The following is a 12,391-nucleotide window of genomic DNA, read 5'->3' on the forward strand; positions in this document are numbered from 1 at the left end:
TCCTTACTGGGTAAGATTTTTAACAAAGCGGTTGGTGACAAAGCCGCTGTAATCGCTGGCAACCTGCGGCACTTTGCCCTGCTCTTTTAAAAACTGTGCGGTATCGCCGATAGCCTTATCGACCGGCTGGCCCAGCTGTTCAACCTGCTGCTGCGCCGTCAGGTAAGTGTTGCCTTTTACCAGCCCCGGCACCTGCTGTGTCGGCACGCCGCTCAGACGCGACAGCTTGTTGAGGTGATTGTCATCTTTCAGCCACTGCTCAGGGCTGTCCAGGTAGGCTTTTTGCGCCTCCAGCGCGCTACGGGCGAAAGCGGTGACCACTTCAGGATGCTGCTGCGCGAAATCTTTACGCACAACCCAGACGTCCAGCGTTGGCGCGCCCCACTTGCCGACCTGCGCGGAGTCGGTCAGTACCTTTCCTTCCTTCTCCAGCTCGTTCACCGCCGGCGCCCAGACGTAGGCGCCGTCAATGTCGCCACGTTGCCAGGCAGCGATAATCGCGGGCGGCTGAAGATTGACGATTTGCACCTGGCCCGGCTTGATGCCCCAGTGCTTAAGCGCGGCCAGCAGGCTGTAGTGAGTGGTGGAGATAAAAGGCACGGCGATACGTTTGCCGATCAAATCTTTGGGATCCTTGATGCTTTTCTTCACCACCAGCGCTTCGGAACTGCCGAGCTGCGACGCCAGCAGAAACACCTCAATCGGCACCTGCTGGCTGGCCGCTACGGCAAGCGGGCTGGAGCCGATATTGCCGATTTGCACATCGCCCGAAGCCAGCGCTCTGACCACGCTGGAGCCGCTGTCAAACTTGCGCCAGTCCACTTTTGCGCCGCTGGCTTTGGCAAAAGCGTCATCGGCCTGGGCCACTTTGGCCGGTTCTGCCGAGGTCTGATACGCCACGGTAACGTCCAAAGCCTGTGCGCTCAGCGCCGAAAAAGAAAGGCTGAAGGCCAGCAGTGAAAGAGTAAATTTATGCGCCATGCTTTGCTCCGGTCGTTATTGTTATAAAAGTGAACAACGCCTTTGTAACCGAGAGCGCTTGCCGCGATAAAGTAATAAAAAATTATCGGTTATAACGATAAGTCCTTAGAAGAAAAACAGGATTTTAATGCCGGAGAGTGGGATTGCCTTTAAGACGTCAGAGGCTGGCAGCAGCGTAAGTAGCGGGTTCAAAAACCCGCCGTAACGGCGCCCGCTGCTTACGAATTGAGAATGGGGAAAGCACTTTGCCTGAAGCGACGTTCGCCAGGCACTCTGCTTAGCGCCAGATAAGCAGCACGCAGGCCGCTGTCAGCACGCCCATCGCCATATTGAACAGCGTCCAGGCGCGACGGCTGCGCAGCAGGCGGCCAATCAGCGTGCCAAAGCCAAGCCAGATCAGGCCGGAAACCAGGTTGACCAGCGCCATCGCAAAGCTGATAGCCATTACCGATCCCCGATAAGCCTCACCGCCCAGGCTGAAGCTGGCGACCGCGCCCAGCGCCATCAGCCAGGCTTTGGGATTGATCAGCTGTAGCAGGCCGCCCTGCCAGAACGGCATTGGCGCTGTGGGGAGAGTGCCGGTATCCAGCCGCTCATATTTCGCCATGGCGATTTTCCACGCCAGCCACAGCAGATAGACGCTCCCGGCGATTTTCAACACCAGATGCAAAGCAGGATAAAGCAGGATCAGGCCGCCAATACCGAACGCGACCAGCAGCAGCATGACCTGCATCCCGATCATGATGCCGATCAGCAGCCACAGCGAACGCAGAAAACCAAAGTTGGCGCCCGAGGCGGTGAGTAACATATTATTAGGGCCTGGCGTGATCGCAGCGACCCACAAAAAACCCAGCATCGACAAAAACAGTTTCAGTTCCATATGAAACGGGCGCTCCTCACCCCACTTAACAACAAACTTATCGAAGCTAACAGTATGACAAGGATCCGGGAAGCCTTTTGAAGATGAATTTTGACGGGTCGCTGGAAAATACTTTTCGTCCGCTGGCGGGCATGAGCAACGCGCATTTGCAAACCATCCTGCCGCGCCTGGTCCGTCGCCGTATCGCTTTGCAGCCGCACTGGCAGCGCCTGACGCTGCCGGACAGTGATTTTGTCGATCTTGCCTGGAGCGAAGATCCGGCGCAGGCGAGCCACAAGCCGCGCGTGGTGCTTTTTCATGGCCTTGAGGGCAGCTTTCACAGCCCTTACGCGCACGGGCTTTTGCAGGCCTGTCGACAGCGCGGCTGGCTGGGCGTGGTGATGCATTTTCGCGGCTGCGGCGGCGAACCGAACCGTCTGGAGCGCATTTATCATTCGGGCGAAACCGAAGACGCCAGCTATTTTTTACGCTGGCTACGGGAAACCTGGGGAACGGTGGCGACCGCTGCCGCGGGCTTTTCGCTTGGCGGTAATATGCTGGGCTGCCTGATGGGCCAACAGGGCGACAGCTGTTTGCTGGATGCCGGCGTTATCGTTTCCGCGCCGCTGATGCTGGAACCCTGCAGCCAGCGGCTGGAGCAGGGATTCTCGCGTGTCTATCAGCGCTACCTGCTAAACTTGCTGAAGCAGAACGCCACCCGCAAACTGCACGCCTGGCCCGGCACGCTGCCTGTCGATCTGACGCAGCTTAAGGCGCTTAAGAGACTCAGGGAGTTTGACGACGCCATTACTGCCAGAGCGCACGGTTTTGTGGACGCGACGGATTACTATCGCCGCTGTAGCGCGCTGCCGCTGCTTTCCGGCGTGCGTAAACCTCTGCTGATTATTCATGCTAAAGACGATCCCTTTATGACCGACGAGGTCATTCCTGCAACCGACAGGCTGCCCGATTGCGTAACGTATCAGCTGACGCAGCACGGCGGACATGTGGGATTCGTGGGGGGAACGCTGCGCAGGCCGCAAATGTGGCTGGAGCAGCGTATACCGCAATGGCTTTCAACCTGGCTGGACAACGATGATTATTCCCTGGAAAGAACTGGACCCGGACACGCTCGCTAACCTGATTGAAGCCTTCGTGCTGCGGGAAGGCACCGACTATGGCGAGCAGGAGCGCTCGCTGGAGCAAAAAGTCAATGACGTTCGTCGTCAGCTGACAAACGGCGAGGCGGTGCTGGTCTGGTCAGAGCTGCACGAGACGGTCAATATCATGCCTAAAGGCCAGATCCGTTAACGCCTCCCGCTGAGGGGGCAAAAGCCTATCGGCGACGCCGTGTTCTTCTTACCGCTTAGCTAGTCGGAAGACGGCGATCTCGTTTCCCTGACAGCTAAACCGCTGTTCGCGCTTGGCTTTATTGCATAACCTCTGCCGCGCGCTCACCCCTGGGCAGAAGATGACAGGCTATAGCAAAACGTGATAACAATGGCGGAATAACGTTCACAGGAAACTCGTTTATGTCCGCCATACATCCAGTGATTGCCGTGACCGGTTCCAGCGGCGCGGGCACCACCACCACCAGCCTGGCCTTCCGCAAAATTTTTCAGCAGCTGAACCTGCACGCGGCGGAAGTGGAAGGCGACAGCTTCCATCGCTATACCCGTCCCGAAATGGATATGGCGATCCGCAAAGCGCGTGATATGGGCCGCCATATCAGCTATTTCGGCCCGGAGGCCAACGATTTTTCGCTGCTGGAGCAAACCTTCGCGGAATATGGCCGCAGCGGCAGCGGCCAGTCCAGAAAATATCTGCACACCTATGACGAAGCGGTGCCCTGGAACCAGGTGCCCGGCACTTTTACGCCGTGGCAGCCGCTGCCGGAACCCACCGACGTGCTGTTTTACGAAGGGCTGCACGGCGGCGTGGTGACGCCGCAGAACAATGTCTCGCAGCATGTCGATCTGCTGGTGGGCGTGGTGCCTATCGTCAACCTGGAGTGGATCCAAAAAATGATCCGCGATACCAGCGAACGCGGTCATTCACGCGAGGCGGTGATGGATTCCGTGGTGCGCTCAATGGACGATTATATTAACTTCATTACGCCACAATTTTCCCGCACCCATATTAACTTTCAGCGTGTCCCTACCGTGGATACGTCCAACCCTTTTGCCGCGCGCGGCATTCCTTCGCTCGACGAGAGCTTCGTGGTTATCCATTTCCAGGCGCTGGAACAGATTGACTTCCCCTATCTGCTGGCGATGCTGCAAGGCTCTTTTATCTCCCATATCAACACGCTGGTGGTGCCGGGCGGCAAAATGGGCCTGGCGATGGAGCTGATTATGGGGCCGCTGGTCAAGCGCCTGATGGAAGGCAAAGCTATCAAGTAACGCCCATCTCATGGCTATGGGTAAGGGTCACGCCCTTACCCAGCATCAGCGCGACCGGGCAATATTTCCCGACCGCAAGGCTGACCGCGCGCGCCAGCGCCTTATCCGTCAGCCCGCTGCCGCTGACAATAAAATGCAGGTTGATGCGGGTAAACAGGCGCGGCGGCTTCTCGCGCCGGGTTGACGTCAGCTTCACCTCGCAGTTGTCTACCGTGAAACGCCCTTTTTGCAGAATGGCAACCACTTCCGCCGCGCTACAGCCGCCTGCCGCCATCAGCAGCATTTCCATCGGGCTGGGCGCTTTATCGCCCGCGTTGCCGTCCATCACGATCTGATGGCCCGATGAGGATCCTCCCAAAAAGGTCAGCCCTTCCACCCATTTGACGCTCGCTTGCATAACAAACTCCTCTAATTCATTTAGTTAAGCCGCGGTCGGCTTAAGGCAACTAAAACAGCAGCGCGGCAGATTTCCCGCTATGCTGAAGCGAGACAACAGAAGACACCCATGCAAAGCTGTGCTACAAACAAGGCTGTATTTCGTCAGTACTCTACAGACCAGACGAAACGGGACGACATAACGAGCCCGGCACTCAACAGAGAGCCGAATAACTTTCCTGCATGGGAAGCGCTTGACTATTTCAACGCCTGTCAGGGAACTCTGCCCCTGTATTTAGGCACGATAACAACAGAGGATAACAGCGAATGGTTCTCGGCAAACCGCAAACAGACCCGACACTTGAATGGTTCCTGTCACATTGCCATATTCATAAGTATCCATCCAAAAGCACGCTGATCCACCAGGGTGAGAAAGCAGAAACCCTTTACTACATCGTCAAAGGCGCGGTAGCGGTGCTCATCAAGGATGAAGAAGGTAAAGAGATGATCCTGTCTTACCTTAACCAGGGCGATTTTATCGGCGAGCTTGGCCTGTTTGAAGAAGGCCAGGAGCGCAGCGCATGGGTGCGGGCAAAAACGGCCTGTGAAGTGGCGGAAATCTCCTATAAGAAGTTTCGCCAGCTGATCCAGGTCAACCCGGATATTCTGATGCGTCTCTCTTCACAGATGGCGCGCCGCCTGCAGGTTACCTCCGAGAAAGTGGGCAATTTAGCTTTCCTCGATGTGACAGGTCGCATCGCGCAAACGCTATTGAATCTGGCCAAACAGCCGGACGCTATGACCCACCCGGATGGGATGCAGATCAAAATTACCCGCCAGGAGATTGGCCAGATCGTCGGCTGCTCGCGCGAAACCGTCGGCCGTATTCTGAAGATGCTGGAAGATCAGAATCTGATCTCCGCACACGGTAAAACCATCGTGGTCTACGGTACACGCTAAACCGCTCTGATTGCATGGCGCAATGCCTTCGTTGCGCCTTTTCAGCGGGTACAAAGCAATGTGGCGCCGACTCATCTACCATCCCGAAGTTAACTACGCCCTGCGGCAGACGCTGGTGCTTTGCCTGCCCGTCGCCGTCGGCTGGCTGCTGGGCAATTTGCAAAACGGCCTGCTGTTCTCGCTGGTGCCGGCCTGCTGCAATATCGCCGGTCTGGATACGCCCCATAAACGCTTCTTTAAACGTCTGCTGATCGGCGGCGGCCTTTTCGCCTTCAGCAGCTTTCTGGTGCAGTATCTTGGCGACTATGCCGTTCCCCTGCCCATTATCCTGTTTTCCATGGCCATGCTGCTGGGCGTGACCGGCGAAATCAGCCCGCTGCATGGCAGACTGCTGCCCGGCGCGCTGATTGCCGGCATCTTTACCCTGAGCCTGGCCGGTCGGATGCCCATCTGGCAGCCGCCGTCGCTTTATATCCTGGGCACGGTCTGGTACGGCCTCTTTAACTGGTTCTGGTTCTGGCTGTGGAAAGAGCAGCCGATGCGGGAAACGCTCAGCCTGCTTTATCGCGAGCTGGCCGGCTACTGCGAGGCCAAATACAGCCTGCTGACGCAGCTTGCCGACCCGGAAAAAACGCTGCCGCCGCTGCTGGCTCGCCAGCAAAAAGCGGTCGACCTTATCAATACCTGCTATCAGCAAATGCACATGCTGGCCGCCAGCAACGATAATCACCATAAGCGGTTGACCCGCGCTTTTCAGGTTGCGCTGGATTTGCAGGAGCATATCGCTGTCAGCCTGCATCAGCCGGAAGAGGTGCAGAAACTGGTGGAGCAGAGCCATGCCGAGGCGGTGATCCGCTGGAACGCGCAGACCATTGCGGCCAGGCTGCGCGAGCTGGCGGACGATATTCTCTATCACCGTCTGCCGACACGTTTCAGCATGGATAAACAGCTGCAGGCGCTGGAAAAAATTGCCCGCCAGCATCCCGCCAACCCGGTCGGCAACTTTTGCGCCTGGCATTTCAGCCGTATCGCCCGCGTGCTGCGTACCCAGCGTCCGCTTTACCAGCGCGATCTGATGGCGGATCGTCAGAAACGACTGCCGCTGCTATCTGCCATCAGAAGCTATCTGTCGCTGAAATCCGCCGCGCTGCGCACCGCCGCCAGGTTTGCGGTTATGCTCGCTTTCGCCAGCACCCTGGCGCTCTCGTTTAATCTGCCCAAGCCTTACTGGCTGCTGATGACGGTGATGTTTGTCAGCCAGAACGGCTACAGCGCGACCAGGGTACGTATTCAGCACCGTGCGCTGGGCACGCTGGGCGGGCTGGTGGTGGCCGCGCTGACGCTACGCTTTCAGGTGCCGGAATCGGCTGTGCTGCTGGTGATGCTGACGCTGACGCTGGCGGGCTATCTGGTGATCCGCAAATATTACGGCCTGGCGACGATCGGCTTTACCGTGACGGCGGTATATTCGCTTCAGCTGCTGTCGCTGAACGGCGCCGACTTTCTGCTGCCGCGCCTGCTGGATACGCTGATGGGCTGCCTGATCGCCTTTGCCGGGATGATCTGGCTGTGGCCGCAGTGGCAAAGCGGCCTGCTGCGGCAGAATGCGCACGACGCGCTGGAAACCTATCAGGAAGCGCTCCAGAAACTGCTGGGGGACGAAGAGAGTCCGCAGAAGCTTGCCTGGCAGCGTATGCGCGTTAACCAGGCGCACAACGCGCTGTTTAACTCGCTGAACCAGGCGATGCAGGAGCCGGGTTTCGACGCCCGCTACCTGGCCGATATGAAGCTTTGGGTTACGCACAGTCAGTTTATCGTTGAGCATATCAACGCCATGACCATTTTAGCGCGTGAACATACCATGCTGACGCCGCAGCTGGCCGAGCGCTATCTACAGGCGTGCGAAATTGCGCTACAGCGCTGCCAGCAGCGGCTGGAGTATGACGGGCCGAGTTCCACAAACAACGTGCTGGAGACGGATACGCCCTTTCAGCAGGGCGCGACCACGGTGATGGAGAGGCACATAAAGCGCATTCTGGAACATCTTGGCGTGATGCACACTATTTCTTCGTTGGCCTGGAGCAGCCGACCTCATCATGGCCGCTGGCTGTCGCGCCATTTACGGAAATCAGCCTGATGATGCTGAGCAGAAGTTTTTCGGCGCGTGTAAGCGGCCTGGTGCAGACGACGCGCCTGTTTAGCCGGAAGCGCGAGGCTTCCGGCCTGACGAGTTAAGCCAGCAGTTTTTTCACGGCGGTGGCGAAGCGGTTCATGCCCTCTTCGATATCGGTCGGTTCAATGACCAGCGACGGCGCAAAACGGATCACGTCCGTCCCGGCATTGAGGATCATTACGCCTTCGGCGGCGGCGGCGTTCAGAATATCGCGCGCTTTACCGGCATGCTGCGGCTTCAGCGCCGCGCCAATCAGCAGGCCTTTGCCGCGAATGTCGCTGAACAGATCCAGCTGCGCGTCCAGCGCTTTCAGCGCGGCGACAAACTGCTCGCGGCGCGCCTCTACACCGTTCAGCACTTCTTGCGTATTGATGATATCCAGCGCCGCTTCCGCTACCGCACAGGCCAGCGGGTTGCCGCCATAGGTGGTGCCGTGCACGCCGGGCGCCATCACCGAGGCGATCTCGTTGGTGGTCAGCATGGCGCTGACCGGAAAGCCGCCGCCCAGCGCTTTGGCGGTGGTCAGAATATCGGGCTGGACGCCGTAGTGTTCATACGCAAACAGCTTGCCGCTGCGGCCCATGCCGCTCTGTACCTCATCCAGCACCAGCAGCGCCTGATGCTGGTCGCACAGCTCGCGCAGCCCCTGCATAAACGCCTGAGTAGCCGGCATCACGCCGCCTTCGCCCTGGATAGGTTCCACCACGATGGCGCAGGTATGGTCGTCGATAACCGCTTTTACCGCGTTAAGATCGTTAAACGGCACGTGGACGATGTCCGCTGGTTTAGGGCCAAAGCCGTCGGAATATTTCGGCTGGCCGCCGACGGAAACGGTAAACAGCGTGCGGCCGTGGAAGGCGTTATGAAACGCGATAATTTTGCTTTTAAAAGGCGAATGGCGTTTAGTCGCGTAATAACGAGCCAGCTTAAAGGCCGCCTCGTTGGCTTCCGCGCCGGAGTTAGCGAAGAACACGCGTTCGGCGAAGGTGGCGGCAATCAGCTTGCTGGCCAGGCGCAGCGCGGGTTCGTTGGTGAAGACGTTGCTGGTGTGCCACAGGGTTTCACCCTGCGTTTTCAGCGCTTCCACCAGCGCCGGATGACAGTGGCCCAGCGCGGTAACGGCGATACCGCCGGAAAAGTCGACGTACTCTTTACCCTGCTGATCCCAGACGCGGCTGCCTTTTCCCTTAACCGGCACAAACTGCGCTGGTGCATAAACAGGCAAAATCACTTCATCAAACGTCGAGCGCGTTACCGATAATTTATCCGCTGCCATTGCCAACCTCATCTTTTTACGTTACAGAGCCACTGAAATTATAATCACAAAATATGCATAAAAAATCACTTTAAGGCAACCAAATTTATTGCCTGAGGAAATTCTTCAGCAGCTGATGCCCCTGCTCGCTGAGGATACTTTCCGGATGAAACTGCACGCCTTCCAGCGGCAAATCACGATGCCGCACGCCCATGATCTCGTCCTTCTCGCCGTCGCGCAGCGACCATGCCGTCACCTCAAAATCGGCGGGGAGCGAGGCAGCCTCGACGATTAGCGAATGATAGCGCGTTACCCGTAGCGGATGATTCAGGCCGTTAAAAACGCCGCTGTTATTATGCTCAATCAGCGAGGTTTTACCGTGCATTACCTCACGCGCCCGCACAATACGCGCGCCAAAAGCCTGTGCTATCGCCTGATGCCCCAGACAAACGCCAAGCACCGGGATTTTTCCGGCGAAGGCCCGGATAGCCTCCAGCGAGATGCCCGCCTCGTTGGGCGTGCACGGCCCCGGCGAAATCACCAGATGTTCAGGCTTTAGCTCGCTTATTTGCGCCAGCGTCAGCTCGTCGTTACGTCTGACGTGAACATCTGCGCCTGCTTCACAAAAATATTGATAAAGGTTCCAGGTAAAAGAGTCATAGTTATCGATCAGCAGCAGCATACAAGCTCCGGGAAAAAAGAAACGCCGCTATTCTACGCGTTTTCGTCCCGCTCGCTGATGACTTTGCCGAAAGCGGCTTCCAGCAGCGATAAGTCGCCCGCCAGGCTTGCCTTAACGGCCGCCTGCCAGCTTTCGCTGTCGATCAGGCTCCATTGAATGTCGCAACCGACATGGATAATCAGCTGTTCGAAAAAAAGCCGCTGGGCGCGTCCGTTGCCGCGCAGAAAAGGATGCAGCACGGTCAGCTCGCAGTAGTACCAGGCGAGCCTTTCCGCCATGCGATCCAGCGGCAGATCGGCCAGACCGTTCTCTTCTTCCAGCGCCTGCATCAGCGCGTTGCCTTCTTTCTCGATGTATTCAAAGTGGCAGCAGGGCGTGTCGCCGATGGCGATATCGACTTCGCGCAGCTCGCCCGCCTCCTCCAGCACATCCTGAAAAAGCGCGCGGTGCATGGCGCGCAGATGAGGCAGACCCGGATTGCGCGTGCCCAGTTCGGGCAGGGAACCCGTTAATAAAAAGCTCGCCAGGAAGTTGGTCGGCAGACGCTGCTGCCAGAGCGTATTTTTTTGCTTGTCGGTGAGCTTTCTGGACATGAGTTCTCCTTGAAGGGGTAATTGCTGCTAAAAGCTTAGCTGATTATCAGCAGCAATCCCCCGACCGGAGCGTTAAGGCAGGATTTTTGCGGAAAGGATCACGACAGGTTTAACCGGCACGTTCTGGTATGGCCCCATATTCTGGGTCGGCACCTGAGCGATTTTATCCACCACTTCCTGGCCTTTCACCACTTTGCCAAAGACGGCATAGCCAAAGTCACGCTGGCCGTGATCCAGGAAAGCGTTGTCCGCTACATTGAGAAAGAACTGGCTGGTAGCGCTGTCTTTATCGGCGGTGCGGGCCATGGAGATGGTGCCGCGCTTGTTCAGCAGGCCGTTATCCGCTTCGTTTTTAATCGGCGCGGCGCCAGGTTTCTGCTGCATATCGGCGGTAAAGCCGCCGCCCTGCACCATAAAGCCCGGGATCACGCGATGGAAAACGGTGTTGTTGTAGAAGCCATTGTTGACGTAATCAACAAAGTTCTTCGTGGAAATCGGGGCCTTTTGATTATTGAGTTCCAGCTCAATATTGCCAGCAGAGGTGGTCAGCAGCACGTGCGTATCTCCTTTTGCCGCCAGGGCAGAAGCAGAGAGCGTAGATAACGCAAACACGGTGGCGACCGCTGTCAAAGTACGTTTTAACATAAAAGATTCCTTACTTAAGGGCTACAGGCCGAAAGCTGATTGTAAAGAGGCGCTTATCCCTGCGCCAGCGTTTTACCTATTTTTACGCGTGCCGGGCCGACGCAAACGCTTTCGCCAGGCAAAAAACGGTGATATTCATCACGAATATCCTGAAATCGCTGGGGAAACTTGCATTATTTATTTAAGCAGATCACGAATCCAGCTAAACTGCCCGCGCTTAGCGTGAGCGTCCAGCCTCACAATTCTTGACTCCACGGGCCACAACTATGACTAATCGCGATCGAATCGGGCTTACCTGGATCAGCTTTTTCTCCTATGCGCTAACCGGCGCGGTAGTAATCGTCACCGGTATGGTATTGGAGAATATTGCTGACTATTTTCATCTGCCAGTTGCGCAGATGAGCAACACCTTCACCTTCCTGAACGCCGGCATTTTAGTCGCCGTGTTTCTTAACGCCTGGCTGATGGAAATCATTCCTCTGCGCCGACAGCTGATTTTCGGCTTCGTGCTGATGGTGCTCGCCATACTGGGGCTAATGACCAGCCACTCGCTGAGCGTCTTCTCGCTCTGTATGTTCGTGCTGGGCGTGGTCAGCGGCATCACCATGTCGATTGGTACTTTCCTCATCACCCATCTGTACGAAGGCCGTCAGCGCGGTTCGCGCCTGCTGTTTACCGACTCCTTCTTCAGCATGGCGGGCACTATTTTTCCCATTATCGCCGCCGCGCTGCTGGCGCGTTCGCTGCCGTGGTACTGGGTTTATGTCTGTATCGGCGTGATCTACCTGGCTATTTTTGTGCTGGCGCTCTGCTTTGAGTTTCCCGTGTTGGGCAAAAAAGCCGCCGTTCAGAACGTGGAAAAAGAGAAATGGGGCATCGGCGTGCTGTTCCTGTCTGTCGCCGCGCTCTGCTACATCCTCGGCCAGCTTGGCTTTATCGGCTGGGTGCCGCTGTACGCCACAAAAACCATGGGCATGGATCTGACCCAGGCTGGCGCGCTGGTCGGCAACTTCTGGACCGCCTATATGATCGGCATGTGGGCGTTCAGCGCCATTCTGCGCTTCTTCGATCCGCAGCGCATCGTCACCGTACTGGCGCTGCTGGCGACGGCGCTGATGTACTGGTTTATCAGCAGCAGCGACGCCAGTATGCTGAAGTGGATCATGATGAGCCTGGGCTTCTTCTCCAGCGCCATCTACACCACCATCATTACGCTGGGATCGCTCCAGACTAAAGTCTCTTCGCCAAAGCTGGTGAACTTTATTCTGACCTGCGGCACCGTTGGCACCATGCTGACTTTCGTGGTCACCGGCCCGATTGTGGATAAGCACGGCGCTCACGCGGCGCTCTCTACCGCTAACATGCTGTACGCGGTGGTGTTCGTGATGTGCCTGCTGCTGGGCTTCGTCAGCAAACACAAGCTGCACGGGCATATGTCCTCGCACTAACGGGAAAGGCCGGGAAAC

13 protein-coding genes are annotated in these 12,391 nt (G+C 57.2%); 6 read left to right on the forward strand and 7 right to left on the reverse strand.

Going from position 1 to position 12,391, the window contains the following annotated elements; all coding sequences use genetic code 11:
* Window positions 1–3 precede the first annotated feature (3 nt).
* Both tauA and ACVWZ0_RS20565 read right to left on the reverse strand, forming a co-directional pair.
* Window positions 4–981, reverse strand: coding sequence for a taurine ABC transporter substrate-binding protein (tauA, locus tag ACVWZ0_RS20560; protein WP_253457700.1), 978 nt, complete (start codon window positions 979–981; stop codon window positions 4–6).
* A 277-nt stretch (window positions 982–1,258) separates the two neighbouring features.
* Window positions 1,259–1,861, reverse strand: coding sequence for a LysE family translocator (locus ACVWZ0_RS20565; protein WP_253457697.1), 603 nt, complete (start codon window positions 1,859–1,861; stop codon window positions 1,259–1,261).
* An 83-nt stretch (window positions 1,862–1,944) separates the two neighbouring features.
* Between ACVWZ0_RS20565 and ACVWZ0_RS20570 the strand changes: the two genes are divergently transcribed.
* From ACVWZ0_RS20570 to ACVWZ0_RS20580, 3 genes are all read left to right on the forward strand, one after another.
* A complete protein-coding gene (locus ACVWZ0_RS20570) occupies window positions 1,945–2,979 on the forward strand; it encodes a hydrolase (RefSeq protein ID WP_253461201.1) in 1,035 nt (344 codons plus the stop codon).
* Window positions 2,936–3,151, forward strand: a complete 216-nt coding sequence (locus ACVWZ0_RS20575; RefSeq protein WP_253457694.1) for a YheU family protein — start codon at window positions 2,936–2,938, stop codon at window positions 3,149–3,151. The genes ACVWZ0_RS20570 and ACVWZ0_RS20575 overlap by 44 nt, the downstream gene beginning before the upstream one ends.
* A 221-nt stretch (window positions 3,152–3,372) precedes the next feature.
* A complete protein-coding gene (locus tag ACVWZ0_RS20580; RefSeq protein ID WP_125289852.1) occupies window positions 3,373–4,242 on the forward strand; it encodes a phosphoribulokinase in 870 nt (289 codons plus the stop codon).
* Here the strand turns inward: ACVWZ0_RS20580 and ACVWZ0_RS20585 are convergent.
* Window positions 4,235–4,639, reverse strand: a complete 405-nt coding sequence (locus ACVWZ0_RS20585; RefSeq protein WP_253457690.1) for an OsmC family protein — start codon at window positions 4,637–4,639, stop codon at window positions 4,235–4,237. The genes ACVWZ0_RS20580 and ACVWZ0_RS20585 overlap by 8 nt on opposite strands.
* 305 nt (window positions 4,640–4,944) lie before the next feature.
* On the opposite strand from ACVWZ0_RS20585, the gene crp reads away from it, so the two are divergent.
* Both crp and ACVWZ0_RS20595 read left to right on the forward strand, forming a co-directional pair.
* Window positions 4,945–5,577, forward strand: a complete 633-nt coding sequence (crp, locus tag ACVWZ0_RS20590; RefSeq protein WP_017803012.1) for a cAMP-activated global transcriptional regulator CRP — start codon at window positions 4,945–4,947, stop codon at window positions 5,575–5,577.
* Between the two features lie 58 nt (window positions 5,578–5,635).
* Window positions 5,636–7,714, forward strand: coding sequence for a YccS/YhfK family putative transporter (locus tag ACVWZ0_RS20595; RefSeq protein WP_253457687.1), 2,079 nt, complete (start codon window positions 5,636–5,638; stop codon window positions 7,712–7,714).
* 94 nt (window positions 7,715–7,808) lie between these two features.
* Here ACVWZ0_RS20595 and argD read toward each other — a convergent pair whose 3' ends face one another.
* The 4 genes from argD to ppiA all read right to left on the reverse strand — a co-directional run bounded on the left by argD (window position 7,809) and on the right by ppiA (window position 10,925).
* Entirely contained in the window at window positions 7,809–9,026 is a 1,218-nt protein-coding gene (argD, locus tag ACVWZ0_RS20600) for a bifunctional acetylornithine/succinyldiaminopimelate transaminase (RefSeq protein WP_253457683.1), read from the reverse strand.
* Window positions 9,027–9,111: 85 nt separating this feature from the next.
* Window positions 9,112–9,687, reverse strand: coding sequence for an aminodeoxychorismate synthase component II (locus ACVWZ0_RS20605; RefSeq protein WP_253457682.1), 576 nt, complete (start codon window positions 9,685–9,687; stop codon window positions 9,112–9,114).
* A 32-nt stretch (window positions 9,688–9,719) separates the two neighbouring features.
* A complete protein-coding gene (locus ACVWZ0_RS20610) occupies window positions 9,720–10,280 on the reverse strand; it encodes a putative adenosine monophosphate-protein transferase Fic (protein WP_253457679.1) in 561 nt (186 codons plus the stop codon).
* Between the two features lie 72 nt (window positions 10,281–10,352).
* On the reverse strand, window positions 10,353–10,925 hold the full coding sequence (ppiA, locus tag ACVWZ0_RS20615; protein WP_253457676.1) for a peptidylprolyl isomerase A: 573 nt from the start codon (window positions 10,923–10,925) through the stop codon (window positions 10,353–10,355).
* 266 nt (window positions 10,926–11,191) lie between these two features.
* Here ppiA and tsgA point away from each other — a divergent pair, with 266 nt between their 5' ends.
* Complete coding sequence (gene tsgA, locus ACVWZ0_RS20620; RefSeq protein ID WP_253457673.1) at window positions 11,192–12,373, forward strand: MFS transporter TsgA; 1,182 nt, start codon at window positions 11,192–11,194, stop codon at window positions 12,371–12,373.
* Window positions 12,374–12,391: the final 18 nt, after the last annotated feature.

This window comes from Erwinia sp. TECH1 (genome assembly GCF_054057575.1).

Coding starts and splice junctions, on each gene's coding strand:
- ACVWZ0_RS20585 (WP_253457690.1), bottom strand. CDS start 4,639: ATGCAAGCGAGCGTCAAATGGGTGGAAGGGCTGACCTTTTTGGGAGGA.
- ACVWZ0_RS20570 (WP_253461201.1), top strand. CDS start 1,945: ATGAATTTTGACGGGTCGCTGGAAAATACTTTTCGTCCGCTGGCGGGC.
- ACVWZ0_RS20595 (WP_253457687.1), top strand. CDS start 5,636: ATGTGGCGCCGACTCATCTACCATCCCGAAGTTAACTACGCCCTGCGG.
- ACVWZ0_RS20580 (WP_125289852.1), top strand. CDS start 3,373: ATGTCCGCCATACATCCAGTGATTGCCGTGACCGGTTCCAGCGGCGCG.
- ACVWZ0_RS20565 (WP_253457697.1), bottom strand. CDS start 1,861: ATGGAACTGAAACTGTTTTTGTCGATGCTGGGTTTTTTGTGGGTCGCT.
- tsgA (WP_253457673.1), top strand. CDS start 11,192: ATGACTAATCGCGATCGAATCGGGCTTACCTGGATCAGCTTTTTCTCC.
- ppiA (WP_253457676.1), bottom strand. CDS start 10,925: ATGTTAAAACGTACTTTGACAGCGGTCGCCACCGTGTTTGCGTTATCT.
- argD (WP_253457683.1), bottom strand. CDS start 9,026: ATGGCAGCGGATAAATTATCGGTAACGCGCTCGACGTTTGATGAAGTG.
- tauA (WP_253457700.1), bottom strand. CDS start 981: ATGGCGCATAAATTTACTCTTTCACTGCTGGCCTTCAGCCTTTCTTTT.
- ACVWZ0_RS20575 (WP_253457694.1), top strand. CDS start 2,936: ATGATTATTCCCTGGAAAGAACTGGACCCGGACACGCTCGCTAACCTG.
- crp (WP_017803012.1), top strand. CDS start 4,945: ATGGTTCTCGGCAAACCGCAAACAGACCCGACACTTGAATGGTTCCTG.
- ACVWZ0_RS20610 (WP_253457679.1), bottom strand. CDS start 10,280: ATGTCCAGAAAGCTCACCGACAAGCAAAAAAATACGCTCTGGCAGCAG.
- ACVWZ0_RS20605 (WP_253457682.1), bottom strand. CDS start 9,687: ATGCTGCTGCTGATCGATAACTATGACTCTTTTACCTGGAACCTTTAT.